The 22,792-nt window shown below is 49.5% G+C and carries 35 protein-coding genes; 32 read left to right on the top strand and 3 right to left on the bottom strand.

From position 1 onward, the window contains the following. The first annotated feature begins 2 nt into the window (after positions 1–2). The 32 genes from rplW to ctlX all read left to right on the top strand — a co-directional run bounded on the left by rplW (position 3) and on the right by ctlX (position 20,080). Positions 3–293, top strand: coding sequence for a 50S ribosomal protein L23 (rplW, locus tag BM318_RS13645; protein ID WP_092983208.1), 291 nt, complete (start codon positions 3–5; stop codon positions 291–293). 14 nt (positions 294–307) lie between these two features. Continuing rightward, positions 308–1,132 carry a 50S ribosomal protein L2 gene (gene rplB, locus BM318_RS13640; RefSeq protein ID WP_092983206.1) on the top strand — a complete coding sequence of 275 codons (825 nt, stop codon included), beginning with the start codon at positions 308–310 and terminating at the stop codon, positions 1,130–1,132. Between the two features lie 6 nt (positions 1,133–1,138). Next, on the top strand, positions 1,139–1,417 hold the full coding sequence (rpsS, locus tag BM318_RS13635; RefSeq protein WP_092983204.1) for a 30S ribosomal protein S19: 279 nt from the start codon (positions 1,139–1,141) through the stop codon (positions 1,415–1,417). Between the two features lie 5 nt (positions 1,418–1,422). Next, positions 1,423–1,830: a 50S ribosomal protein L22 gene (rplV, locus tag BM318_RS13630; protein ID WP_092983202.1), complete on the top strand. Its 408-nt coding sequence runs from the start codon at positions 1,423–1,425 to the stop codon at positions 1,828–1,830. A gap of 8 nt (positions 1,831–1,838) precedes the next feature. Continuing rightward, positions 1,839–2,552 (top strand): 30S ribosomal protein S3, encoded by a 714-nt coding sequence (gene rpsC, locus BM318_RS13625; RefSeq protein WP_092983200.1) that lies wholly within the window; start codon positions 1,839–1,841, stop codon positions 2,550–2,552. Positions 2,553–2,571: 19 nt separating this feature from the next. Next, on the top strand, positions 2,572–2,994 hold the full coding sequence (rplP, locus tag BM318_RS13620; RefSeq protein WP_092983198.1) for a 50S ribosomal protein L16: 423 nt from the start codon (positions 2,572–2,574) through the stop codon (positions 2,992–2,994). Between the two features lie 12 nt (positions 2,995–3,006). Continuing rightward, positions 3,007–3,198 (top strand): 50S ribosomal protein L29, encoded by a 192-nt coding sequence (gene rpmC / locus BM318_RS13615; RefSeq protein WP_092983547.1) that lies wholly within the window; start codon positions 3,007–3,009, stop codon positions 3,196–3,198. Between the two features lie 13 nt (positions 3,199–3,211). After that, positions 3,212–3,475: a 30S ribosomal protein S17 gene (rpsQ, locus tag BM318_RS13610; protein WP_092983196.1), complete on the top strand. Its 264-nt coding sequence runs from the start codon at positions 3,212–3,214 to the stop codon at positions 3,473–3,475. A 2-nt stretch (positions 3,476–3,477) separates the two neighbouring features. Further along, positions 3,478–3,846: a 50S ribosomal protein L14 gene (gene rplN, locus BM318_RS13605; protein ID WP_092983194.1), complete on the top strand. Its 369-nt coding sequence runs from the start codon at positions 3,478–3,480 to the stop codon at positions 3,844–3,846. Between the two features lie 13 nt (positions 3,847–3,859). Further along, a complete protein-coding gene (gene rplX / locus BM318_RS13600) occupies positions 3,860–4,171 on the top strand; it encodes a 50S ribosomal protein L24 (protein WP_092983546.1) in 312 nt (103 codons plus the stop codon). 2 nt (positions 4,172–4,173) lie between these two features. Next, positions 4,174–4,725 (top strand): 50S ribosomal protein L5, encoded by a 552-nt coding sequence (rplE, locus tag BM318_RS13595; RefSeq protein ID WP_092983193.1) that lies wholly within the window; start codon positions 4,174–4,176, stop codon positions 4,723–4,725. Between the two features lie 2 nt (positions 4,726–4,727). After that, positions 4,728–4,997: a 30S ribosomal protein S14 gene (gene rpsN / locus BM318_RS13590; protein WP_092983192.1), complete on the top strand. Its 270-nt coding sequence runs from the start codon at positions 4,728–4,730 to the stop codon at positions 4,995–4,997. Positions 4,998–5,019: 22 nt separating this feature from the next. Next, positions 5,020–5,418 (top strand): 30S ribosomal protein S8, encoded by a 399-nt coding sequence (gene rpsH, locus BM318_RS13585; protein ID WP_092983190.1) that lies wholly within the window; start codon positions 5,020–5,022, stop codon positions 5,416–5,418. Positions 5,419–5,443: 25 nt separating this feature from the next. Further along, the gene (gene rplF, locus BM318_RS13580; RefSeq protein WP_092983188.1) at positions 5,444–5,986 is read left to right on the top strand and encodes a 50S ribosomal protein L6; all 543 of its coding nucleotides are present in this window, start codon (positions 5,444–5,446) and stop codon (positions 5,984–5,986) included. A gap of 10 nt (positions 5,987–5,996) precedes the next feature. Continuing rightward, on the top strand, positions 5,997–6,353 hold the full coding sequence (rplR, locus tag BM318_RS13575) for a 50S ribosomal protein L18 (RefSeq protein WP_092983186.1): 357 nt from the start codon (positions 5,997–5,999) through the stop codon (positions 6,351–6,353). 8 nt (positions 6,354–6,361) lie between these two features. Then, positions 6,362–6,886 carry a 30S ribosomal protein S5 gene (gene rpsE, locus BM318_RS13570; RefSeq protein ID WP_092983185.1) on the top strand — a complete coding sequence of 175 codons (525 nt, stop codon included), beginning with the start codon at positions 6,362–6,364 and terminating at the stop codon, positions 6,884–6,886. A gap of 11 nt (positions 6,887–6,897) precedes the next feature. Further along, positions 6,898–7,074, top strand: a complete 177-nt coding sequence (gene rpmD, locus BM318_RS13565) for a 50S ribosomal protein L30 (protein ID WP_092983183.1) — start codon at positions 6,898–6,900, stop codon at positions 7,072–7,074. Positions 7,075–7,110: 36 nt separating this feature from the next. After that, a complete protein-coding gene (gene rplO / locus BM318_RS13560) occupies positions 7,111–7,563 on the top strand; it encodes a 50S ribosomal protein L15 (RefSeq protein ID WP_092983182.1) in 453 nt (150 codons plus the stop codon). An 11-nt stretch (positions 7,564–7,574) separates the two neighbouring features. Beyond that, positions 7,575–8,915, top strand: a complete 1,341-nt coding sequence (secY, locus tag BM318_RS13555; RefSeq protein WP_092983180.1) for a preprotein translocase subunit SecY — start codon at positions 7,575–7,577, stop codon at positions 8,913–8,915. A gap of 3 nt (positions 8,916–8,918) precedes the next feature. After that, positions 8,919–9,134, top strand: a complete 216-nt coding sequence (gene infA, locus BM318_RS13550) for a translation initiation factor IF-1 (protein WP_092983179.1) — start codon at positions 8,919–8,921, stop codon at positions 9,132–9,134. 16 nt (positions 9,135–9,150) lie between these two features. After that, positions 9,151–9,267, top strand: a complete 117-nt coding sequence (gene ykgO, locus BM318_RS13545; RefSeq protein WP_010519235.1) for a type B 50S ribosomal protein L36 — start codon at positions 9,151–9,153, stop codon at positions 9,265–9,267. 2 nt (positions 9,268–9,269) lie between these two features. Then, positions 9,270–9,644 carry a 30S ribosomal protein S13 gene (rpsM, locus tag BM318_RS13540; protein ID WP_092983177.1) on the top strand — a complete coding sequence of 125 codons (375 nt, stop codon included), beginning with the start codon at positions 9,270–9,272 and terminating at the stop codon, positions 9,642–9,644. Positions 9,645–9,659: 15 nt separating this feature from the next. After that, entirely contained in the window at positions 9,660–10,067 is a 408-nt protein-coding gene (gene rpsK, locus BM318_RS13535; RefSeq protein WP_092983175.1) for a 30S ribosomal protein S11, read from the top strand. Positions 10,068–10,150: 83 nt separating this feature from the next. Beyond that, entirely contained in the window at positions 10,151–10,756 is a 606-nt protein-coding gene (gene rpsD, locus BM318_RS13530; protein WP_092983173.1) for a 30S ribosomal protein S4, read from the top strand. Between the two features lie 21 nt (positions 10,757–10,777). Beyond that, complete coding sequence (locus BM318_RS13525) at positions 10,778–11,770, top strand: DNA-directed RNA polymerase subunit alpha (RefSeq protein ID WP_092983172.1); 993 nt, start codon at positions 10,778–10,780, stop codon at positions 11,768–11,770. Between the two features lie 71 nt (positions 11,771–11,841). Next, complete coding sequence (rplQ, locus tag BM318_RS13520) at positions 11,842–12,378, top strand: 50S ribosomal protein L17 (RefSeq protein ID WP_092983170.1); 537 nt, start codon at positions 11,842–11,844, stop codon at positions 12,376–12,378. 103 nt (positions 12,379–12,481) lie between these two features. Next, positions 12,482–13,609, top strand: a complete 1,128-nt coding sequence (gene carA, locus BM318_RS13515; RefSeq protein WP_092983168.1) for a glutamine-hydrolyzing carbamoyl-phosphate synthase small subunit — start codon at positions 12,482–12,484, stop codon at positions 13,607–13,609. 151 nt (positions 13,610–13,760) lie between these two features. Further along, positions 13,761–15,050 (top strand): phosphopyruvate hydratase, encoded by a 1,290-nt coding sequence (eno, locus tag BM318_RS13510; RefSeq protein WP_092983166.1) that lies wholly within the window; start codon positions 13,761–13,763, stop codon positions 15,048–15,050. Between the two features lie 91 nt (positions 15,051–15,141). Then, on the top strand, positions 15,142–16,677 hold the full coding sequence (locus tag BM318_RS13505) for a glycogen synthase (RefSeq protein WP_092983164.1): 1,536 nt from the start codon (positions 15,142–15,144) through the stop codon (positions 16,675–16,677). A 122-nt stretch (positions 16,678–16,799) separates the two neighbouring features. Further along, positions 16,800–18,083, top strand: a complete 1,284-nt coding sequence (locus tag BM318_RS13500; RefSeq protein ID WP_092983162.1) for a citrate synthase — start codon at positions 16,800–16,802, stop codon at positions 18,081–18,083. Positions 18,084–18,123: 40 nt separating this feature from the next. Then, a complete protein-coding gene (locus BM318_RS13495; protein ID WP_092983161.1) occupies positions 18,124–19,038 on the top strand; it encodes a dimethylarginine dimethylaminohydrolase family protein in 915 nt (304 codons plus the stop codon). Positions 19,039–19,138: 100 nt separating this feature from the next. Beyond that, positions 19,139–20,080 carry a citrulline utilization hydrolase CtlX gene (gene ctlX / locus BM318_RS13490; protein ID WP_092983159.1) on the top strand — a complete coding sequence of 314 codons (942 nt, stop codon included), beginning with the start codon at positions 19,139–19,141 and terminating at the stop codon, positions 20,078–20,080. Positions 20,081–20,082: 2 nt separating this feature from the next. Here the strand turns inward: ctlX and BM318_RS13485 are convergent, their stop codons facing one another. The 3 genes from BM318_RS13485 to BM318_RS13475 form a co-directional block, all read right to left on the bottom strand. Then, entirely contained in the window at positions 20,083–20,748 is a 666-nt protein-coding gene (locus tag BM318_RS13485) for a hypothetical protein (protein WP_092983157.1), read from the bottom strand. A 74-nt stretch (positions 20,749–20,822) separates the two neighbouring features. After that, positions 20,823–22,268 (bottom strand): SDR family oxidoreductase, encoded by a 1,446-nt coding sequence (locus tag BM318_RS13480; protein WP_092983155.1) that lies wholly within the window; start codon positions 22,266–22,268, stop codon positions 20,823–20,825. Next, positions 22,261–22,692, bottom strand: a complete 432-nt coding sequence (locus tag BM318_RS13475) for a hypothetical protein (protein ID WP_092983153.1) — start codon at positions 22,690–22,692, stop codon at positions 22,261–22,263. Before BM318_RS13475 ends, BM318_RS13480 begins: the two co-directional genes overlap by 8 nt. Positions 22,693–22,792: the final 100 nt, after the last annotated feature.

Below are 22,792 nucleotides of genomic sequence, written 5' to 3'. Positions count from 1 at the left end.
CCATGAGTGTGTTGATTAAACCGATAATTACGGAAAAAATGACAGCCGATAGCGAGTTGTATAACCGCTATGGTTTCCTGGTGAACCCAAAGGCCAACAAGCTCCAGATTAAGGAAGCGGTTGAGAACACCTACGGGGTTTCAGTAACCAAGGTTCGCACTATGAATTACGGTCCAACCCGTCGTACCCGATATACGAAGACTGGTATTCAGCACGGGAAAACGGATGCTTACAAAAAGGCAATCGTAGACGTACAGGACGGAGACGTAATTGATTTTTACAGTAATCTTTAAAGACCAGACAAGCGATGTCAGTCAGAAAGTTAAAACCAATAACCCCCGGACAGCGATTTAGAGTAGTGAACGGCTTCGACGCGGTAACTACTGATAAGCCGGAGAAGAGCTTGCTCGCTCCGTTAAAAAAGTCCGGTGGGCGAAACAGTCGAGGAAAAATGACCATGCGCTACAAAGGTGGTGGTCACAAGCGTCGTTATCGAATCGTTGATTTCAAGCGCGATAAGCAGGATATGGCAGCAGAAGTGCTCTCTATCCAGTACGATCCTAACCGATCTGCTTTTATCGCCCTGGTTCAGTATACCGATAATGAAAAGCGATATGTAATTGCGCAAAACGGTTTGCAGGTAGGCCAGAAGATCCAATCCGGATCCGGAGTTGCTCCTGAGATCGGAAATGCAATGCCCCTTTCGGAAATTCCCCTGGGTACCATTATTTCCTGCATCGAGCTTCGGCCAAGTCAGGGAGCAGTAATGGCACGTAGCGCGGGAACTTTCGCTCAGCTCATGGCACGGGATGGTAAATATGCCACCATTAAGCTGCCTTCCGGAGAAACCCGAATGATCCTGGCAAATTGCCTGGCGACTATCGGTGCAGTATCCAACTCCGACCACCAGCTTATAGTGAGTGGAAAGGCCGGTCGCAGCCGCTGGTTAGGACGTCGTCCACGTACCCGTCCTGTGGCTATGAACCCAGTAGATCACCCAATGGGTGGTGGAGAAGGAAGGGCGTCCGGAGGACATCCTCGCTCCCGCAATGGAGTTCCTGCAAAAGGATTCCGTACGCGCTCCCGTACCAAGGACAGCAATCGCTATATCGTAGAACGCAGAAAGAAATAATAAGACATGGCACGTTCGCTTAAAAAAGGACCATACGTTCACTACAGCCTGGAGAAGAAAGTTCAGCAGAATGTCGATTCAGGTAAGAAAACGGTAATCAAAACCTGGTCTCGGGCATCGATGATCACCCCTGATTTTGTAGGGCAGACCATCGCTGTTCACAACGGAAAGCAATTTGTACCGGTATACGTAACCGAAAACATGGTAGGACACAAACTGGGTGAATTTTCACCAACGCGTTCCTTCCGCGGTCACGCCGGAGCTAAAAATAAAGGTAAAAGATAAGCGCTATGGGAGTTCGTAAAAAAGAAATGGCAGAGCGTATCCGCGAGGAAAAGCAGCAGTTGGCTTTCGCCAAACTGAACGACTGCCCGACTTCCCCCCGCAAAATGCGCCTGGTCGCTGACCTGGTAAGGGGAAAAGGTGTTGAAGAAGCCCTGGCCATCCTGCGATACAATTCTAAGGAAGCTTCCCGCAAGCTCGAAAAACTCGTGCTTTCGGCCATAGCTAACTGGCAGGCTAAGAATGAGGAAGCCGATGTGGAGGAAGCTGAGTTGTTTATCAGTGAAATCCGTGTAGATGGTGGCCGAATGCTGAAAAGACTTCGTCCTGCACCACAGGGTCGCGCACACAGAATCAGAAAGCGTTCCAACCACGTAACAGTCGTGTTGGGATCCAGAAATAATGCAGTAAGCTAGAGTAAACTATGGGACAAAAGACCAATCCAATCGGGAATCGCCTGGGAATTATCCGGGGCTGGGAGTCCAACTGGTACGGAGGAGACGACTACGGAGACAAGCTCGCCGAAGACGATAAAATCCGCAAGTATATCCACGCCCGTTTGGCAAAAGCCAGCGTTAGCCGCGTAATTATTGAGCGTACCCTGAAACTCATTACCGTAACCATTACCACGGCTCGCCCTGGGATCATTATCGGTAAAGGAGGTCAGGAAGTAGACAAGCTCAAGGAAGAGTTGAAAAAGATCACCAACAAGGAGGTCCAGATCAACATCTTTGAAATTAAGCGTCCTGAATTAGATGCAAACCTGGTTGCCGCTAGTATCGCCCGTCAGATCGAGAGCCGTATTTCTTACCGCCGTGCGATCAAAATGGGAATTGCTGCAGCCATGCGTATGAATGCAGAGGGAATCAAGGTTCAGATCTCCGGACGTTTGAACGGAGCTGAAATGGCCCGTTCCGAAACGTACAAGGATGGTCGTATCCCATTGTCCACCTTCCGTGCGGATATCGATTACGCATTGCACGAAGCCCACACTACTTATGGCCGTATCGGTGTTAAGGTGTGGATCATGAAAGGTGAAGTATATGGTAAGCGCGAGCTTTCTCCTCTGGTGGGGATGAGCAAGGGCGGTGGCGGAAAATCTGGAGGAAAAGACCAGAAGAAACGTCGCAGAAAGTAATAATAAGGAGTAGAGAAAGATGTTACAGCCAAAAAGAACCAAGTTTCGGAAGGCCCAGAAAGGCCGAATGAAGGGAATCTCCCAACGCGGACACCAGTTGTCTAACGGGATGTTCGGGATCAAATCCCTGGATTCAAATTTCATTACCTCCCGTCAGATCGAGGCAGCGCGTATCGCCGCTACCCGTTACATGAAACGACAGGGACAACTCTGGATCAAAATCTTTCCGGACAAACCCATCACCAAGAAACCTCTCGAGGTTCGTATGGGTAAAGGAAAAGGTGCTCCTGAATACTGGGTGGCCGTGGTAAAACCAGGTCGAATCATGTTCGAAGTAGCCGGTGTTGATAAGGAGATCGCTCAGGAGGCACTTCGCCTGGCCGCGCAAAAATTGCCGGTTAAAACCAAGTTTATCGTGGCCCGGGATTACGATCCCTCCTAAAGAATACGAATGATGAAACAGTCAGAGATAAAAGAAATGTCAGTCGAGGAACTGCAGGAGAAAATGGTATCGCTCAAGAAGCAGTACGAGGACATGAAAATGTCACACTCCGTTACTCCCCTGGAGAACCCACTTCAACTGCGCGATGCGCGCAGAACCGTGGCTCGGCTCGCAACTGAATTAACTAAAAGGGAAAACCAATAATTGGTGTTGCTTTATGGAAACGCAAACTAGAAATCTGAGAAAAGAACGTATCGGCGTCGTCACCAGCAATCGTATGGAGAAATCCATCGTGGTGTCTGAAGTTAAGCGCGTGAAGCACCCCATGTACGGAAAGTTCGTATTGCGGACTAAAAAGTACGTGGCCCACGACGAAAGCAACGATTGTAACATCGGGGATACCGTGAAAATCATGGAAACTCGTCCGATGAGCAAGACCAAGTGTTGGCGATTGGTAGAAATCCTTGAAAGAGCTAAATAATTATGTTACAGCAAGAATCCAGACTCAAAGTTGCGGACAATACAGGGGCTAAGGAAGTCCTTACGATCCGCGTGTTGGGAGGAACCAAAAGGCGTTATGCTTCTTTGGGCGACAAGATCGTAGTAACCGTTAAGGAAGCTACCCCCAACGGAACCGTTAAGAAGGGAGTTGTTTCTACTGCTGTAGTAGTGCGCACGACCAAGGAGGTTCGCCGTCCCGATGGATCTTATATCCGTTTTGACGACAACGCCTGTGTACTCCTCAACCCACAAGGTGAAATGCGCGGGACCCGCGTATTCGGACCAGTGGCCCGGGAATTACGGGACAAACAATTTATGAAAATCGTTTCCTTGGCTCCCGAGGTACTCTAAAGATATCATGACCATGAAAATCAAGATCAAATCCGGAGACACCGTTCGCGTAATTGCTGGAGACCACAAAGGCAGCGAAGGCAAGGTAGTTCGCATCTTCCGAGATAAGAACAAAGCGATTGTGGAAGGGGTGAATACCGTTTCCAAGCACGAGAAACCAAGCGCTAAAAACCCACAAGGGGGGATTATTGAAAAGGAAGCTCCTATTCATATTTCCAACCTGAGCCTTATCGATCCTAAGTCGGGAGAGGCTACCCGTGTCGGTTACGAAATGCGCGAAGGTAAAAAAGTAAGGATTGCAAAGAAATCCAACGAAGTAGTATAGTTATGGCTTACGAACCGAGATTAAAGAAAGAATACAAGGACCGCGTGGTAGCGGCCCTGCGTGAGGAATTCGGCTATGACAATGTCATGCAGGTTCCCAAACTGAAGAAAATCGTTTTGAGTCGCGGTGTTGGAGCGGCCGTTGCGGATAAGAAGCTCATTGAGCATGCCGTAGACGAGCTGACCATGATCGCTGGCCAGAAGGCGGTAGCCACGGTTTCCAAGAAAGACGTTTCCACCTTTAAGCTGCGTAAAGGAATGCCTATCGGCGCCAAAGTTACGCTGCGCGGGGAGCGGATGTATGAATTCCTGGATCGCCTGGTAACCAGTGCTTTGCCACGAGTTCGCGATTTCCAGGGGATTCGCGCCACCGGTTTTGACGGTCGCGGGAATTACAACCTCGGCGTAACCGAACAGATCATTTTTCCGGAGATCAACATTGATCGTATCAATCGCATCAACGGAATGGACATCACATTTGTGACTTCCGCCGAAACCGATCAGGAGGCGAAGTCATTGTTAAGCGAATTGGGATTACCCTTTAAAAAGAATTAAGAATGGCCAAAGAATCAATGAAAGCCCGTGAGCGGAAAAGGGCAAAAATGGTAGCTAAATATGCCGAGAAGCGCAAAGCTCTTAAAGAAGCTGGCGATTATGAGGCGCTGCAAAAGCTGCCTAAGAATGCCTCACCAGTACGCATGCACAATCGTTGCAAACTTACTGGTCGTCCTAAAGGGTATATGAGAACCTTCGGAATCTCAAGGGTAATGTTCCGCGAAATGGCTAACCAGGGTCTGATCCCAGGAGTCAAAAAAGCGAGTTGGTAACCGAATTAATACAGGAAGAGCAATGTTTACAGATCCAATTGCAGATTATTTAACCCGCGTCCGCAACGCAAGCCGTGCCGGACACCGCGTGGTAGAGATCCCCGCTTCTAACCTGAAGCGCGAGATCACCAAAATCCTGTTTGATCAGGGGTACATCCTCAGCTACAAGTTTGAGGAGCAGGGACCGCAGGGAACCATCAAAATCGCCCTGAAATACGACAAGGTCACTAAAGAGCCGGTAATCCGCAAAATCGAGCGTGTTAGTAAGCCCGGTTTGCGTAAGTACTCCGGTAAAGATAGCCTCCCACGGGTACTGAATGGCCTGGGGATTGCAATCGTGTCTACCTCTCATGGGGTAATGACCGGAAAGCAGGCTCAAACAGAAAACGTAGGCGGAGAAGTGCTTTGCTACGTCTATTAATGAACGAATAAAGAAACCGACAAGCATGTCACGAATAGGAAATAACCCAATAGCAATCCCCGAAGGAGCTTCAATAGAAGTTAGCGGGAACGTCGTTACGGTTAAAGGAAAGCTCGGGGAACTGACCCAGGAATTTTCCGGAGTAACGATCGATATTGCCGATGGAGAAGTGGTGGTTAGCCGCGATTCTGATTCCAAAGACCACCGGGCTAAGCACGGTCTGTACCGCGCCCTGATCAACAACATGATCGAGGGGGTAACCAAGGGATGGACCAAAGAGCTCGAATTGGTCGGGGTAGGATACCGCGCCAGCAACCAGGGTCAAAAACTGGATCTTGCACTGGGATTCTCCCACAACATAGTGATGGACCTGGCCCCAGAGGTAAAGGTGGAAACAACTTCCGAAAAAGGAAAGAACCCCACCATTAAGCTTACTTCCCACGACAAACAACTGGTAGGGCAGATAGCGGCCAAAATCCGCTCCTTCCGCAAGCCAGAACCTTACAAGGGTAAAGGAATTAAGTTCAAGGGCGAGCAGCTCAGAAGAAAAGCAGGTAAATCAGCTTAAGAAAGGAATTATGGGACTAACTAAGTCTGAACGTAGAAATCGCATCAGAAGACGTATCCGCAAGGTATCTTTCGGAACGGCTGAGCGTCCGCGACTGTCGGTTTTCAGAAGCAACAAGGAAATTTATGCCCAGGTTATCGACGATACCACCGGGAAAACGCTTGTTGCCGCTTCTTCCAGGGATAAAGACCTGAGCAAGGCAAAAGGAACCAAATCAGAAATTGCTACCGCAGTTGGAAAAGCACTGGCGGAAAAAGCAATCAAAGCCGGAGTGGAAACTGTGGCTTTTGATCGCGGAGGATATCAGTATCACGGAAGAGTTAAGTCGTTGGCCGAAGGAGCCCGCGAAGGCGGTTTAAAATTTTAATCGAAGTTATGTACGGGAAATACAAAAATGTGGAAACGGTTAAGCCCGGTGGTCTGGAACTCAAAGATCGTCTGGTCGGGGTACAACGCGTTACCAAGGTAACAAAAGGGGGTCGTGCCTTCGGATTTTCTGCCATTGTTGTGGTAGGAGATGAGAATGGTGTGGTTGGTCACGGTCTTGGAAAATCCAAGGAAGTTGCCACTGCCATTGCCAAGGCTGTTGAAGACGCCAAGAAAAACCTGGTTCGTATCCCCCTGAACAAGGGAACACTTCCACACGAACAAAAAGGAAAGTTTGGCGGAGCACGCGTTTATATCCAGCCTGCTTCCCACGGTACCGGGGTTATTGCCGGTGGAGCTGTACGCGCCGTATTGGAAGCTGTTGGAGTACAGGACGTACTGTCCAAATCTCAGGGATCTTCCAACCCGCATAACGTGGTTAAGGCCACATTTGATGCCCTGCTGCAACTTCGGGATGCCCGTACGGTTGCCAAGCAACGCGGTATTTCTCTGGATAAAGTTTATAACGGATAAGCGATAGCGCCATGGCAAAAATTAAAGTAAAGCAAGTACGCAGCAGTATCAAACGACCTGGGAATCAGAAGAAGACTCTTGAGGCGCTGGGATTGCGCGGAATCGGCCAGGAAGTTGTGCACGAAGACAGCCCGAGCATCCTGGGGATGATTGAAAAAGTAAAACACCTGGTTTCAGTAGAAGCCTAAAATCGTTCCGAGAAGGAACTATAAAAAGAACAAAGCATGGATTTAGGGAATTTAAAACCTGCGAAAGGATCGGTACACAAGGCGGGTAAAACCGTAGGCCGCGGACAGGGTTCCGGGAAAGGTGGTACAGCGACCCGTGGTCACAAAGGGGCCAAGTCGCGTTCCGGATATTCCAAGAAGATCGGCTTCGAAGGAGGTCAGATGCCCCTGCAGCGCCGGGTACCTAAATTCGGATTCAACAATATCAACCGTAAGGAGTACCGGGGAATTAACCTCGATACCTTGCAAGGACTGGTCGATAGTGGAGCGGTAAAGAAAGAAGTTTCTCTGGAGGAACTCATCGCACTACGCCTGGCCGGTAAAAACGATTTGGTAAAAATTCTGGGACGGGGCGAATTGAAAGCTCCCCTGAAAATCACGGCTCATAAATTTACTGCCAGTGCCAAAGCGGCCATTGAAGCTGCAGGTGGCGAAGCCGTAAGTTTATAAGCGCACCCGGTATGAAGAAGTTTATCGAGATCATAACGAATATCTGGAAGATCGAAGAATTGCGATCCAGAATCCTTATTACCCTGGGCTTGCTGTTGGTGTACCGCTTTGGTGCCCAAGTGGTACTTCCGGGTATCGATACCACCCAGCTCGCGGAATTGTCCAGCAATACCGAGCAGGGGATTTTGGGGATTCTGAACGCATTTACTGGCGGTGCATTTGCTAATGCCTCCGTCTTTGCTCTTGGGATCATGCCTTATATCTCGGCATCCATTGTAGTTCAGCTAATGGGAATTGCGATTCCCTACCTGCAGAAACTGGACAAGGAAGGCGAGAGTGGGCGTAAAACCAAGAACCAGATTACGCGTTGGCTCACCATTGCCATTTGTATTATCCAGGCACCGACCTACCTCCTGAGCCTCGGGGCTCTGGGAGTGCCGGATTCGGCCTTCCTCTTAGGGAAAGGGTTGAGTTTTATGGTGCCTTCGGTAATTATCCTGGTAACCGGATGTGTATTTGCCATGTGGCTTGGAGAGAAGATTACCGACAAGGGAATTGGAAATGGTATTTCCCTCCTGATTATGATCGGTATTATCGCTACCCTGCCTCAGGCATTCCTGCAGGAATCGGCGTCCCGTCTGAACGGGAATGGAGGACCCATGCTGATCCTGGTTGAGGTAATCCTGTGGTTCGTTGTAATCTTGGCCAGTGTGCTGTTGGTTATGGCCATGCGCCGGGTACCGGTACAGTACGCGCGTCGTACCGCTTCCGGAGGATACGAAAAGAATATTATGGGCTCCCGGCAATACATCCCTTTGAAGTTGAACGCTTCCGGGGTAATGCCGATCATCTTTGCTCAGGCGATTATGTTTGCGCCTGGCCTGATAGGTAGCTCTTTTAATGATACAGCCATAGGTCAATGGATGGAGGTGCAGTTTTCCGACATCTTTGGATTGGCCTACAACATATTATTCGGCCTGCTGATTATCATCTTCACTTATTTCTACACGGCGATTACCGTGCCTACGAATAAGATGGCGGATGACCTGAAACGCAGCGGCGGATTTATTCCGGGGATTCGACCCGGAAAGGACACGGCGGATTTCCTGGATAAGGTAATGTCGCTGATTACATTCCCAGGATCTATTTTCCTGGCCATCCTGGCGGTCTTCCCAGCAATTGTTGTGAAGCTCATGGATATCCAGGCAAACTGGGCCCTGTTTTACGGTGGAACTTCCCTGCTTATTATGGTTGGGGTTGCCATCGACACAGTACAGCAAGTAAACTCCTATCTCCTCAACCGCCATTACGACGGTTTGATGAAGTCAGGAAAAAACAGAAAAGTAGCATAAGCCATGGCCAAGCAAGCACCTATTGAGCAGGACGGGACCATTAGCGAAGCGCTTTCCAACGCCATGTTTCGTGTGGAATTGGAAAACGGTCACGTGGTAACGGCCCATATTTCAGGGAAGATGCGTATGCATTACATCAAGCTCCTTCCCGGGGATAAGGTAAAGCTCGAGATGAGCCCATACGATTTGACCAAGGCGAGAATCACCTACAGATACTAAGACAACGTAAGTCAAGATGAAAGTTAGAGCATCCATAAAAAAGAGAAGTGCAGACTGCAAGATTGTACGTCGGAAAGGCAGACTGTACGTGATCAACAAGAAGAATCCTAGATTTAAACAAAGACAAGGGTAATTATGGCTAGAATCGCAGGGGTAGACATCCCCAAACAAAAAAGAGGCGTTATTGCCCTGACCTATATCTATGGGATCGGGAAAAGCCGGGCTCAGGAGATCCTTGAGAAGGCTGAGGTTAGCCAGGACACCAAAGTTTCGGACTGGTCTGATGACGAGATCGGACGTATTCGTGACGCGGTTTCCGGATTCACCATTGAAGGTGAATTGCGCTCAGAAACTCAGCTCAACATCAAGCGATTGATGGATATCGGTTGTTACCGTGGTATTCGCCACCGTAGCGGGCTTCCGCTTCGTGGTCAGCGTACCAAGAATAACTCCCGTACCCGTAAAGGAAAGCGTAAAACTGTAGCCAACAAGAAGAAGGCCACCAAATAATAAGCGATAGCAATTATGGCAAAGACAGGTTCAAAAGGTAAAGCTTCAAAAGCTACCCGTAAGCGGAAAGTTGTGGTGGAATCCACCGGGGAGGCGCACATCACTGCCTCTTTCAACAACATCATTATTTCCCTGACCAACAAGAAGGGCGATGTGATCAGCTGGGCTTCTGCTGGAAAGATGGGCTTCAGAGGATCAAAGAAAAATACTCCTTATGCTGCTCAGGTAGCTGCCGAGGAATGCGTTAAAACTGCACATGAGGCAGGATTGCGCAAAGTTAAAGTCTACGTGAAGGGACCGGGGAACGGACGCGAGTCTGCTATCCGTACTATCCACAACAACGGGATTGAAGTTACCGAGATCATCGATGTAACTCCACTACCGCACAACGGATGTCGTCCTCCGAAACGCAGACGCGTCTAATTATATTTTTTCAACCGGGGGTGATCGGCGGTTATCGAAGGATAAGCCTTAATTCATAACCACACTCCTTTTAATATCAGAAAATGGCAAGATACACAGGACCTAAGAGTAAAATCGCCCGTAAATTCGGCGAGGCGATCTTCGGAGACGATAAGGCCTTCGAGAAAAAGAATTACCCTCCCGGGCAGCACGGAAACAACCGTCGCCGGGGTAAGAAATCAGAATACGCTATCCAGTTGATGGAAAAACAGAAGGCCAAGTATACCTATGGTATTCTGGAGCGTCAATTCCGCAACCTTTTTGACCGTGCCAACCGAAGCAAAGGCGTAACAGGTGAAGTACTGTTGCAACTCTGCGAATCCCGATTGGACAATGTCGTATATCGCATGGGGATTGCTCCCTCGCGTCGTGCTGCCCGTCAGTTGGTAGGCCACCGTCATATCACAGTAAACGGAGAGCTCGTTAATATTCCTTCCTACAGCCTGAAAGCCGGGGACGTTGTTGGCGTTCGCGAGAAGTCAAAATCCCTGCAGGCAATCGGAGATTCCCTCGCTGCCCATAGTAATGTTTACGAATGGATTAGCTGGAACTCTGAGAAGAAAGAAGGGACTTTTGTCTCTATCCCAGAGCGTTTGCAGATTCCTGAGAATATCAAGGAACAACTGATCGTCGAGTTATACTCCAAATAAAAACAACACAGAGATCCGATTATGGCATTATTTAATTTTCAGAAGCCCGATAAAGTAATCATGATAGACTCGACCGATTTCGAGGGGAAATTCGAATTCCGCCCCCTTGAGCCCGGTTATGGTCTTACTGTCGGGAACGCGCTGCGCCGGGTATTGCTGGCCTCTCTCGAGGGGTTTGCAATCACTGCCGTTCGCATCGATAAGGTAGAACATGAGTTTTCGGTCATCGAAGGTGTTGTTGAGGATGTGACCGAGATTATCCTGAACCTGAAACAGATTCGTTTCAAGCGTCAGATCGACGATGTTAACGAAGAAACTGTTACCATTTCCGTAAGTGGAAAGGACCAGCTTACTGCTGGAGACTTCCAGAAATTCATCTCCGGATTCCAGGTATTGAATCCTGATCTGGTGATCTGCAACATGGATCCCAAGGTGAGCTTGAATATGGAAATCATTATTGAAAAAGGACGTGGATACGTACCTGCCGAGGAAAACAAGAAATCCAATGCTCCCCTGGGTAGCATCGCGGTTGATTCCATCTTCACCCCAGTGCGCAATGTGAAATACAGCATTGAGAACTACCGGGTAGAGCAGAAGACCGATTACGAAAAACTTGTTTTCGAAATCGCGACCGACGGATCCATTCATCCTAAGGATGCCCTGACTGAGGCTGCCAAGGTGCTTATTCATCATTTCATGCTCTTCTCCGATGAGCGTATTACGCTGGAAGCCGACGAAATCGCGCAGACAGAAACCTATGATGAGGAGTCCCTGCACATGCGTCAGCTGCTTAAGACCAAACTGGTCGATATGGATTTGTCCGTACGCGCCCTGAACTGTCTTAAAGCTGCTGAGGTCGACACCCTCGGAGACTTGGTTTCCTTCAATAAGAATGACCTGATGAAGTTCCGGAACTTCGGAAAAAAATCCCTTACTGAGCTGGAAGAACTGGTGATCAATAAGGGCCTGAACTTTGGGATGGACCTTTCAAAATACAAACTGGATAAGGATTAAGCACGCTAAGGGAAAGCATCGGGTCACTGACCGGATAGCTTTGAATCCCTCTGCTTAAAACGAATAGTACAATGAGACACGGAAATAAAATCAATAACCTCGGAAGGAAAACAGCGCACCGTAAGGCGATGCTCGCTAACATGGCCTGTTCCCTGATCGAGCACAAGCGAATCAACACTACGGTTGCCAAGGCCAAGGCGCTCAAGCAGTTCATCGAGCCGCTGATCACTAAGTCTAAGGCAGAGAACAACCAGAGTGCTGAGAAAGGCACCCACAACCGCCGAATCGTTTTCAGTAATCTCCGCAATAAATATGCGGTATCCGAATTGTTCGGAACGGTTGCCGAAAAAGTAGGCGATCGTCCAGGTGGATATACCCGCATCATTAAGCTGGGGAACCGTCTGGGGGATAACGCGGACATGGCGATGATAGAGCTGGTAGATTTCAACGAGCTTTACAACGCAGACAAGCCTAAGAAGAAAAGCACGCGACGAAGCCGACGTTCTAAAGGCGGAGGCGGAGCGGCTGCACCTGCAGCTGAAGTAGCAACTGCTGCGAAAGCAACGGATAACGAAAGCCAGGCAAAAGCCGATGATTCGGAAGAGTAAATCAGAAGGTTTTCAAAAGTTTTAAACAGGAAAGGATAGTCACGGTTGGCTATCCTTTTTTTTGTGTTATTTTGTAATGATCCACTAAAAACTGGGAAATTCAATGAAGTATCAATCCAAACGCAAAGCCCTGATCCTGCTGGAGGATGGCACTATTTTTTATGGAAAATCGGTCGGGGACCGGGAAGGAACCGCCTTCGGCGAAGTTTGTTTTAATACCGGAATGACCGGGTATCAGGAGATCTTTACGGATCCCTCTTACTACGGGCAATTAATGGTAGCGACCAACGCCCATATTGGGAATTACGGCACCAAAATTGCCGAGAACGAGTCCGGTGGGGTAAAGATAGCCGGATTAATCGTCAAGAATTTCTCCTATACCTATAGCCGACCCGACGCCGATCACAGCCTGGAAGAATTTCTGGAGGCAAATAACTTATTCGCCATTTCGGATGTAGACACCCGTGCACTGGTGAGTTATATTCGGGATAACGGGGCGATGAATGCGGTAATTTCTACGCGTGTAAACGATCTTGAAGGTCTCAGAAAGGAACTTAAGGAAGTCCCGAATATGGAAGGCCTCGAATTGGCATCCAGCGTGTCGACCAAAGAGCCCTATTTCGAAGGGGATCCCGACGCGGCGATCAAAATTGCAGCCCTGGATATCGGAATCAAGAAGAACATATTGAGAAACCTCGCCAAGCGCGGGGCGTATATCCAGGTGTTTCCACATGATACTTCCTATGAAACCATGGAAGCCTGGAACCCTGACGGCTATTTCATTTCCAATGGCCCAGGGGATCCTCAGCCACTGGAGGCAGCCATCGCGGCAGCCCGCAAGATTATTGCTGCCGATAAACCGCTGTTTGGTATCTGCCTTGGGCACCAGGTTATTGCCCTGGCCAATGGCGTAAGCACCTTTAAAATGCACCATGGTCACCGGGGAATCAACCACCCGGTAAAAAATCTCGTGACAGGGAAAGGGGAGATAACCTCCCAGAACCACGGGTTCGCCGTTAATCGCGAGGAAGCTGAGGGGAATGCAGACCTCGAAGTTACCCACCTCCACCTCAATGACGGAACGGTAGCCGGTTTACGCATGAAGAACAAGCCGGTCTTCTCGGTGCAGTATCACCCGGAGGCCAGCCCCGGACCGCACGATGCGGAATACTTGTTCGATCAGTTTTTTGAGCTGATCAATGCCGAGGTAGGCAAGGACGCGGTTGTCTGACTCCTGTAGACTTCGTGCTCTAAAACCACCCGGGTTTACCATTTTGTTACGAAATCGAAAATCCTGAGGTTGCAGCTCCGGCTCACCCTCAGGGTTTTGTATCTTTGACTCTCCTAAAACGGATAACCAACTTTAGTATAAAAATTCACCTATGAGTATTATTATAGACGTACATGCCCGTCAAATCCTTGATTCCCGTGGCAATCCAACTGTAGAGGTAGATGTAGTAACCGAAAACGGTGTTATGGGCCGCGCTGCGGTTCCTTCCGGTGCTTCTACCGGGGAGCATGAGGCCGTTGAACTCCGCGATGGCGGCAAGGCCTATATGGGTAAAGGCGTAAGCCAGGCTGTGAAAAATGTCAACACGGAAATCGCCGAGCGCGTTCGTGGTATGTTGGTTTACGATCAGAATCAGATAGACCAGGCCATGATCGAACTCGATGGAACCCCCAATAAAGGGCGTCTGGGAGCCAACGCTATTTTGGGCGTAAGTCTGGCTGCTGCCAAGGCTGCTGCCAATGAACTGGGTCAATCGCTCTATCGCTATGTAGGCGGGGTAAGCGCGAACACGCTTCCGGTTCCCATGATGAATATTATCAATGGCGGATCCCACTCGGATGCCCCAATTGCGTTCCAGGAATTCATGGTCATGCCGGTAAAAGCGGAGAGCTTTAGCCATGCCATGCAAATGGGAACGGAAATTTTCCACAACCTGAAGAAAGTATTACACGACAGGGGTTTGAGTACTGCCGTTGGCGATGAGGGTGGTTTTGCGCCCACGCTGGATGGAACCGAAGATGCTCTGGATACCATAGCCAAAGCCGTTACCCAGGCAGGTTACAAAATGGGGGATGAGGTAATGATTGCGCTGGACTGTGCAGCTGCCGAATTCTACGTGGATGGCAAATACGATTACACCAAATTCGAAGGAGACAAAGGGGCGGTTCGCACTTCTGCCGAGCAGGCGGCCTACCTGGCGGAGCTCTGCGAGAAATACCCCATTATTTCCATTGAGGACGGTATGGATGAGAATGACTGGGACGGTTGGAAGATGCTTACCGACAAAGTAGGGGATAAGGTGCAATTGGTGGGAGACGACCTCTTTGTAACCAACGTTGAGCGACTCTCTCGCGGTATTGAGCAGGATATTGCCAATTCCATCCTCATTAAGGTGAATCAGATCGGTACCCTGACAGAGACCATTGCAGCAGTGAATATGGCTAAGAACGCCGGATATACCTCTGTAATGTCGCACCGAAGTGGGGAAACAGAAGACAATACAATTGCCGACCTCGCGGTTGCACTGAATACCGGACAGATCAAAACCGGATCTGCCTCCCGTAGTGATCGTATGGCCAAATACAATCAATTACTCCGAATCGAGGAAGAGCTGGGCAGCGTTGCCTATTATCCCGGTTTGGATGCCTTTAAAATTGGGTAGTTACCCTGGAAATACGCTTACTGAACAAAGAATAAGGCCTCAGTAACGTGAGGCCTTTTTTAATAGTCTTGCTAAACACGATTTGAGTACTATGAAGCGATTCCTTTTCGTTTCTGCTGAGAATGATGCGCTCCACGCCTGTAAGGCAGGGGGAATGGGGGACGTGGTTCGGGATGTACCCCGGGAAATATCGAATCGGGGAGATGAGGCGGCAATCGTGGTTCCGGCCTATAATCGGTTGCATAAAGACGGAGAACGCATCAGCGCACTCGAGGTGAGCCTTCGCGGGCAGGCGTATACATTGGAGCTCTATGAGGTCGCTCCTAAGAAAACGTTTCCTGGCCTAAAGCACTATGTGCTGCACCACCCTGAAATTGAAGCCGGGGATATTGCCCATCTCTACCACCACGACCCGGAGGAGCCCTTCTACAATGACTTTATCAAATATGCCATTTTTTGTGCGGGAGTAGCCGAGGCCATCCGTACCCAAGCCTTTGGCAGGCTGGATGTGGTGCACCTGCACGACTGGCACAGCAGTTTATTATTGGCTTTACGGGAATTCCACCCGGATTTTTCAGACCTCAAATCGCTGCGATTCGTATATAGTATTCACAACCTTGCCATCCAGGGAATTCGTCCTTTTGATGACAATTACGCTGCTTTGAACAATTGGTTTCCCCAGGTAGACTGGCCGCAGGACCGGCTGCGGGACCCGCGCTACACGGATTGCATTAATCTGATGGCGGTTGGGATCCGGTTTGCAGATGCGGTACATACGGTTTCCCCTTCATACCGGGAAGACATTATGAAGCCCAGTAATCCTCCTGAGTTTATCGGGGGCGAAGGATTGGAAGACGACCTGAAACAGGCCGATTCCGATGGGAGGCTTTTCGGGATCCTCAACGGGTGCAATTATGCCAATATCCGGGCTGCTGAGCGGGGAACACTGTACTACAATACCATTCGAGCCCTCTTTGGATGGTTACAGGAGGAAAGCAAGAAATACAAGGCAGATTTCCTTGCACATACCGGGGAAAAGGTACTGCCCTTACTGAAAAAGCCCCCAAAAATGGTTTGTTCGAGTGTTGCCCGACTGACCGAACAAAAGTTTTACTTTTTCCGTAACAATCCTGAGCGATTTAAAGCTTTGCTCGCCAGGCTCGAAGCGGTAGACGGGATCTTTATGTTGCTTGGAACCGGCGCCCCGGAATATGAGGAATTATTCCGGCGGATGAGTTACGAGCATCCCAATTTTATTTTTACCAACGGGCAATCGGAAGATCTCATCGATTCCATATACCTCGAAACCGATCTCTATGTGATGCCGAGTCTGTTTGAGCCATGCGGGATCAGCCAGATGCTTTCCATGCGCAACGGCAACCCGGTCCTTGCCCATGCTACCGGTGGGCTCAATGATACGATCCGGCACCAGGAAACCGGTTTTCTTTTCAGGGGGGCTACCTACGAGGCTACCCTGGATTCCCTGGACGCTGTCTTTGGGGAAGTTTTGGAAATCTTCTTTAACGATAAGGAGCGTTGGGCACTTATTCGCGAAAAGGCGGCGGCAGAGCGTTTTACCTGGGCCAAATCCCTCGATTCGTACTACGCGGAACTTTACGAAGGTTAAAGTCTGTTAAATTCTTCCCGGAAACACCGCATAACGGGGACTTCAGAGGTTTCGAGGCATTGCCCGAACCATTGGTTTTTCGTACTTTTACGGGAATACCATTAAAAAACGAAACTAGACACATGGCTGACAAAGCAAGCTTTACTTATGACGGGAAAACCTATGAATTCCCGGTGACCGAGGGTACTGAAAATGAAAAGGCAATCGATATTAAAACACTGCGTGCCGCCTCGGGCATGATAACCCTGGATCCCGGTTATAAGAATACCGGATCCTGCGAAAGCGCCATTACCTTCCTCGATGGGGAAAAGGGAATTCTGCGTTACCGGGGGTATTCCATAGAAGAGCTCGCTGAAAAAGCCGATTTCCTCGAGGTTGCCTACCTGTTGATCTTTGGAGAATTGCCCAACAAGGAGCAACTGGAAAAGTTTGATGAGGATATCAAAGCGGAATCCCATGTAGACGAGGAGATGAAAAAAATCCTCGATGGTTTTCCGAAATCCGCCCACCCCATGGGCGTGCTGTCCTCCCTGACCAGCGCCCTGATCGCCTTTAACCCTTCTTCGGTTAATGTAACCTCCGAGAAGGATATGTATCATGCCATTGTGCGTTTGCTGGCAAAGTTCCCGGTATTGGTTGCCTGGACACTCCGAAAGAAAACAGGATTGCCCCTCGACTATGGAGACAATTCCTTGGGGTATGTAGAGAACATCCACAAAATGATGTTCAAACGTCCGAATCGGGATTATACCCGAAATGAAATTGTAATCGAAGCCCTCGATAAGTTATTGATCCTGCACGCCGACCACGAACAGAATTGTTCGACCTCGACGGTACGTATTGTCGGTTCTTCGCATGCCGGATTATTTGCATCGATCTCGGCCGGGATCTCTGCCCTCTGGGGACCACTTCACGGCGGAGCCAATCAGGCCGTACTCGAAATGCTGGAAGCTATTCAGGAAGATGGGGGAGATACCAAGAAATATATGGCCAAAGCCAAGGATAAGGAAGATCCTTTCCGACTGATGGGCTTTGGACACCGGGTATACAAAAACTTTGATCCAAGGGCGCGTATCATAAAAAAGGCTGCAGACGATGTATTGGGCGATCTAGGAATCGAAGATCCTATTCTCGAAATAGCCAAAGGCCTGGAGAAAGAAGCCCTCGAAGACCAGTACTTTGTAGATCGAAAGCTGTACCCTAACGTTGACTTTTATTCTGGTATCATTTATCGCGCGCTGGGCATACCCACCGAAATGTTTACGGTGATGTTTGCGCTTGGCCGCCTTCCGGGTTGGATTGCGCAATGGCGAGAGATGCGTTTAAAAGGTGAGCCTATCGGAAGACCGCGTCAGGTATATATTGGCGAAGGTGCTCGTCCTTTCAAAGCGCTGGACCAGCGATAAATCGCGTTAGATCTTTTACAAATTTTGGCTTTAAGGCCTTATGGTAGATTTAAATATTAAGGACGAAACTTCACGGCTCAAAGCCGTCGTCCTGGGCACCGCTACCCTCAGTGGACCGGCGCCTACTCCGGAAGAGGCCTACGACCCGAAATCCCTGGAACATATATTGGCTGGAACCTATCCCAAGGAGGCGGATCTGATCCGTCAGATGGAAGGTTTTGCGGCTGTGCTTGCCAAACACGATGTCCGGGTTTTCCGTCCGGAAATTATTAAGGATTGTAACCAAATATTTTCCCGTGATATCGCCTTTGTAATCGATGATAAATTGGTGGAAGCCAATATACTTCCTGACCGTGATCGCGAATTTGAGGCCATTATCCACGTTATCGATCACCTGGAGGACTCTCAGATCCTGGTCCCGCCTGAAGTGGTCCACGTAGAAGGTGGGGACGTAATGCCGTGGGGCGAATACTTGTTTGTTGGCACCTATACCGGAGCCGATTACAGCGATTATATCACCGCGAGAACCAATGGGGCAGCCGTGGAATTTTTACAAGAAGCCTTCCCCAAGCGAAAGGTTAAGGCATTTGAACTCCGCAAGTCCAATACCAACCCCCGTAAGAATGCCCTCCACCTGGATTGTTGTTTTCAGCCCGTTGGACGCGATATGGCCATTTTGCACCGGGAAAGTTTCCTGGACCAGGCCGACTATCATTGGCTGCGCGACTTCTTTGGCGCGGAGAATGTCTTTGAAATCACCACAGAGGAAGTCTACCATATGTTCAGCAATATCTTTTCGATTTCCCCGGAAGTCGTGGTTTCCGACCGCAGTTTTACAAGGCTCAACGATTGGATGCGTTCCAGAGGCATCACGGTGGAGGAAATTGAATATCAGGAAGTAGGAAAGCAAGGCGGCCTCCTGCGATGCAGTACACTTCCCCTTGCCCGGGAATAGGTATTCCGCGGCGGTTGACTTAAAGATAATTCAGTAGGCCTTTCGTTACAAAAATGAGAATCTAAAGCACTACATTTGGGGGAAATTTTCAGGAAATCCTATGCATTCCCCCAAGCAAATAACCGATACCATTCTAATGATCCGGCCTGTTCAGTTTCGGATGAACGAACAGACGGCAGTCAATAATTATTTTCAGGAGGACCTCAATGTGCGCAATTCTGAAATAAACCAGCGGGCGCAGGAGGAATTTGATGCCTTTGTAGACGTACTCCGGGCTGCCGGGGTACGCGTAATTGTTGTCTCTGATCGCCTGGAAACCGATACGCCGGATTCTATTTTTCCCAACAACTGGATTTCTTTTCACCGCAACGGAACGGTGGTTGTGTATCCCATGTACGCGGAAAACCGCCGCAGGGAACGCCGGGAAGACATCCTGGATATCCTGGAAGGGGAAGGGTTTAAGATTGACCAGGTAATCGATTATACCTCAGCCGAAGAAGAAGGTCTCGCTCTGGAGGGAACCGGCAGTATTTGTATGGACCGCGTAAACCAGAAAGCCTACTGCGCCCTTTCAGACCGGGCCGATGAAGACTTATTCATAGAATTCTGTGAGGAATTCGACGTGGCACCGGTAATCTTTACCGCCAATCAATCTGTCGATGGGAAAAGGCTGCCTATTTACCATACCAACGTTATGATGTGCCTGGCAGAGGAATTTGCGGTGATCTGCCTGGATACGATAGACGACCGGAAAGAACGGAAACAGGTACGGGATCATTTGCGATCCGATGGTCGTGAAATCATTACAATCAGCGAAGCGCAGATGCATGCCTTTGCCGGGAATATGCTTCAGGTACTGGGAAGGGACAATGAACGATTGCTGGTCATGAGCCGCGCCGCTCACGATTCCCTGGACCCCGAGCAGATCGCGGCTATCGAAAAGACTTCGCGAATTGTTTCAAGCCCCCTGGATACGATTGAGACCTGTGGCGGCGGCAGTGCCCGCTGCATGATGGCCGAGGTATTCCTACCGCAGGCCTAAGGCTAAACGCAGGCGTTTTCCAATCGGGAATATTCCCGCCTTTCCAATTCCCGGATGCTTCCATCGGGTGAAACCTCCAGCAGGACTTGTTCAGTAATGATCGGCGCACAGAAAGCTACCGTCTGTAGCGCGATGATGCGATAAGAGCCATCGGGCATATCCCGTATTCCAGCGGCATCTACATCATCATATGGGAAGTAATATTGATCGGATTGAACCCAAAGTAATGCATCGCTTCTGGAATCAATGCGACCCAGGAATGTCAGGAGTTCTTCACGACTGTCGTAACTGGCAAATTCCCCCTGGTTTTCTGTAATAATATAGGTGGTACAGCAGCCCGGTAAACAGCCCAGGTTATACCCAAATCCATCGGGGCCTTGCCCTTCGAGGTTTGCTTCGCAGGTTTCCGGATCACTGACCTCTTCACAAGCGGTTCCCTGGGAATGCAAGATGGAATATTCTTCGTCCCCAGGGCAAAATCCCAGGCGGATTTCAAAGTAATTTGCTGCGGCTTCCGGGCTAATACTCCCGTAGAGCAGACTTTCTGTGATGGGGTCAAATCCATCGGAACTGATATCGTCCGAATTGCAGGATTTTAGGCCTGCTGTAATGCAAAATACAAGCAGCAGTGGGCTTAGGCTACGCCAGGTGGAGGTGTGAAGTTTCATGAGAATCAGATTTTGGGGCGTTTATAATTGATTAAGGTCTTACTGCTTAGAGTCCCAGGCAACAGGTTCGTTGCTTAGTTTACCCGGGAAATGTTCCGGATCATCCCCCCGAATATAAAATAATGGAAGGGCAGGATGCTGTACCAGTACAAACGGCCACGGAGTCCGCGGGGCCTAAAGGTTGCCCGCTGATGTAAGATATTATCCTCCCCGATGCGAAATTCCAGCCAGGCTTCCCCGGGTAGTTTCATTTCTGCGAACAAAAGCAGTCTGCCGCGTTTGCGATCGGCCAGCAGTACCCGCCAAAAGTCCAGGGAATCCCCGGCAAAGATTTTGTCGGGATGCGTTCGTCCGCGGCGTAATCCAACACCGCCACCCAATTTGTCCAGGAATCCGCGGATCTTCCACAGCCAGTTCATGTAGTACCAGCCATTTTTGCCGCCAATTTTCCAGATGTTGTCCAGCACGGCTTCCCGGTCGGAGACCGGTTGCTGTTTAAAATCGGTCAGGACTCCGAATTTGGGAACCTGGATATATTCCTCGAGGTTGTCGTCAAAACGACCGCTGACCATACTGTCCTTCCAACTACTGACCACCAGGTTCTGTTCTATTTTTTTAAAGGCCATCCCAATAGCTTCTTCGTACGTGTGGGTGTGGATACCGAGGAGCTGCTGCAGTTTATTGTCCCGGGCCACTACTTCCATTTTCATACTATCCACCAGATTAACCGCCAGCTTATACGAGGTAGACGTTACAAAATAGAGCCAGTAGGAGGAAAGCTTCGGGGTCATTACCGGTACGGTAAATATCCAGTTGCGAAAACCGCGTACCCGTGCATAGCCCTGTAGCATTTCTTTATAAGTGAGCACATCAGGACCAGCGATATCAAAGCTTTGATTAAAAGTGTCTTCCCGACCCAGAACGCCAGTGAGGAATTGGATAACATCCCGAATCGCGATAGGTTGTGTCCGGGTGAGCACCCATTTTGGGGTAATCATGACCGGGAGCTTTTCGCACAGGTCTCGGATGATCTCGAAGGAGGAACTCCCGGATCCCACAATAATCCCGGCGCGCAGCACCGTGAGTGAAAAAGGTCCGGTATAGAGGATCTCTTCGACATTCTTGCGCGAGCTGAGGTGTTTTGAAAGCTCATCGTCGTTGACTATTCCACTTAGATAGATAACCTGGTTTACCCCGGCCTCCTTCATGTATTCATTAAAATTCCGGGCAGCTATGGCTTCCCGTTCGTCAAAGTCACGGGTAGAGGAACTCATGGAATGAATCAGGTAGTACGCCGTGTCGAGCCCTTCCGGGAGCAACCCCTGGACAGGATCCTCAAGGAAATCCATTTCCACCACTTCAATGCGCTTGCGGGTCGCGGAATCTACCGAAAGCCTTTTTTCGTCCCGGACTGCACAGACCACTTCGTGCCCTTGCTTGAGCAATTGGGGCAATAGTCGCATGCCGATGTAGCCATTGGCGCCCGTCAGTAAAATTTTATGTTTTGGCTTCTCAGACATACCCGCTGTTGGGTCCATCAGGACTGGCTTCTGCTTTTAGCGTCTGTAACTTGGTAAAAAAACGCTGGACCGCCTTGGTGTCTGCTTCTACGCGCACAAAATGATGCTCGCTATGAACCGTATAGACCCCTAAATCTCCCTTGAAGATGGTAAGGCGGTAGTAGGGAATAATCAGGCCGTAGGATTCCAGCAGCGAGCGGAACCCCAGGATTATCCCGCCCGGGCGCAATTCAATATTGCAAGTATCCCGGTTGTTGTCCAGCAGCAGCAGGTTGCGAATCTCGAGGCTGGCCTCCCGGATAATTAATTTGGGCGAACCGATACCCCCCATGGCAATGCGCTTTTTCAGGGTAAAGGGTTTACCCAGCAGGTCGTCTACCTTGCGGGTAATTTCAGGGTTGTTGTAGCTTAAGTTTACGAGCATAGCAATTTTTAGGCAATAGCTTTAAAATTACGAAAATCGTTACGGCTTTGGAAGCCTTAATCCGTCTTTCGGAATCGCAACGCATACCCGATGCAGGAGT

It is taken from the genome of Robiginitalea myxolifaciens (genome assembly GCF_900115205.1).
In the GTDB taxonomy this organism is placed as follows: Bacteria; Bacteroidota; Bacteroidia; order Flavobacteriales; family Flavobacteriaceae; genus Robiginitalea; species Robiginitalea myxolifaciens.
Note: the sequence above shows the minus strand (reverse complement) of the source record. Positions and strands in the feature narration are given on the sequence as shown.

Bases quoted from the DNA above. Each gene is read 5' to 3' on its own strand.
- rplW (WP_092983208.1), top strand. From the start codon at position 3: ATGAGTGTGTTGATTAAACCGATAATTACGGAAAAAATGACAGCCGAT.
- rplB (WP_092983206.1), top strand. From the start codon at position 308: ATGTCAGTCAGAAAGTTAAAACCAATAACCCCCGGACAGCGATTTAGA.
- rpsS (WP_092983204.1), top strand. From the start codon at position 1,139: ATGGCACGTTCGCTTAAAAAAGGACCATACGTTCACTACAGCCTGGAG.
- rplV (WP_092983202.1), top strand. From the start codon at position 1,423: ATGGGAGTTCGTAAAAAAGAAATGGCAGAGCGTATCCGCGAGGAAAAG.
- rpsC (WP_092983200.1), top strand. From the start codon at position 1,839: ATGGGACAAAAGACCAATCCAATCGGGAATCGCCTGGGAATTATCCGG.
- rplP (WP_092983198.1), top strand. From the start codon at position 2,572: ATGTTACAGCCAAAAAGAACCAAGTTTCGGAAGGCCCAGAAAGGCCGA.
- rpmC (WP_092983547.1), top strand. From the start codon at position 3,007: ATGAAACAGTCAGAGATAAAAGAAATGTCAGTCGAGGAACTGCAGGAG.
- rpsQ (WP_092983196.1), top strand. From the start codon at position 3,212: ATGGAAACGCAAACTAGAAATCTGAGAAAAGAACGTATCGGCGTCGTC.
- rplN (WP_092983194.1), top strand. From the start codon at position 3,478: ATGTTACAGCAAGAATCCAGACTCAAAGTTGCGGACAATACAGGGGCT.
- rplX (WP_092983546.1), top strand. From the start codon at position 3,860: ATGAAAATCAAGATCAAATCCGGAGACACCGTTCGCGTAATTGCTGGA.
- rplE (WP_092983193.1), top strand. From the start codon at position 4,174: ATGGCTTACGAACCGAGATTAAAGAAAGAATACAAGGACCGCGTGGTA.
- rpsN (WP_092983192.1), top strand. From the start codon at position 4,728: ATGGCCAAAGAATCAATGAAAGCCCGTGAGCGGAAAAGGGCAAAAATG.
- rpsH (WP_092983190.1), top strand. From the start codon at position 5,020: ATGTTTACAGATCCAATTGCAGATTATTTAACCCGCGTCCGCAACGCA.
- rplF (WP_092983188.1), top strand. From the start codon at position 5,444: ATGTCACGAATAGGAAATAACCCAATAGCAATCCCCGAAGGAGCTTCA.
- rplR (WP_092983186.1), top strand. From the start codon at position 5,997: ATGGGACTAACTAAGTCTGAACGTAGAAATCGCATCAGAAGACGTATC.
- rpsE (WP_092983185.1), top strand. From the start codon at position 6,362: ATGTACGGGAAATACAAAAATGTGGAAACGGTTAAGCCCGGTGGTCTG.
- rpmD (WP_092983183.1), top strand. From the start codon at position 6,898: ATGGCAAAAATTAAAGTAAAGCAAGTACGCAGCAGTATCAAACGACCT.
- rplO (WP_092983182.1), top strand. From the start codon at position 7,111: ATGGATTTAGGGAATTTAAAACCTGCGAAAGGATCGGTACACAAGGCG.
- secY (WP_092983180.1), top strand. From the start codon at position 7,575: ATGAAGAAGTTTATCGAGATCATAACGAATATCTGGAAGATCGAAGAA.
- infA (WP_092983179.1), top strand. From the start codon at position 8,919: ATGGCCAAGCAAGCACCTATTGAGCAGGACGGGACCATTAGCGAAGCG.
- ykgO (WP_010519235.1), top strand. From the start codon at position 9,151: ATGAAAGTTAGAGCATCCATAAAAAAGAGAAGTGCAGACTGCAAGATT.
- rpsM (WP_092983177.1), top strand. From the start codon at position 9,270: ATGGCTAGAATCGCAGGGGTAGACATCCCCAAACAAAAAAGAGGCGTT.
- rpsK (WP_092983175.1), top strand. From the start codon at position 9,660: ATGGCAAAGACAGGTTCAAAAGGTAAAGCTTCAAAAGCTACCCGTAAG.
- rpsD (WP_092983173.1), top strand. From the start codon at position 10,151: ATGGCAAGATACACAGGACCTAAGAGTAAAATCGCCCGTAAATTCGGC.
- BM318_RS13525 (WP_092983172.1), top strand. From the start codon at position 10,778: ATGGCATTATTTAATTTTCAGAAGCCCGATAAAGTAATCATGATAGAC.
- rplQ (WP_092983170.1), top strand. From the start codon at position 11,842: ATGAGACACGGAAATAAAATCAATAACCTCGGAAGGAAAACAGCGCAC.
- carA (WP_092983168.1), top strand. From the start codon at position 12,482: ATGAAGTATCAATCCAAACGCAAAGCCCTGATCCTGCTGGAGGATGGC.
- eno (WP_092983166.1), top strand. From the start codon at position 13,761: ATGAGTATTATTATAGACGTACATGCCCGTCAAATCCTTGATTCCCGT.
- BM318_RS13505 (WP_092983164.1), top strand. From the start codon at position 15,142: ATGAAGCGATTCCTTTTCGTTTCTGCTGAGAATGATGCGCTCCACGCC.
- BM318_RS13500 (WP_092983162.1), top strand. From the start codon at position 16,800: ATGGCTGACAAAGCAAGCTTTACTTATGACGGGAAAACCTATGAATTC.
- BM318_RS13495 (WP_092983161.1), top strand. From the start codon at position 18,124: ATGGTAGATTTAAATATTAAGGACGAAACTTCACGGCTCAAAGCCGTC.
- ctlX (WP_092983159.1), top strand. From the start codon at position 19,139: ATGCATTCCCCCAAGCAAATAACCGATACCATTCTAATGATCCGGCCT.
- BM318_RS13485 (WP_092983157.1), bottom strand. From the start codon at position 20,748: ATGAAACTTCACACCTCCACCTGGCGTAGCCTAAGCCCACTGCTGCTT.
- BM318_RS13480 (WP_092983155.1), bottom strand. From the start codon at position 22,268: ATGTCTGAGAAGCCAAAACATAAAATTTTACTGACGGGCGCCAATGGC.
- BM318_RS13475 (WP_092983153.1), bottom strand. From the start codon at position 22,692: ATGCTCGTAAACTTAAGCTACAACAACCCTGAAATTACCCGCAAGGTA.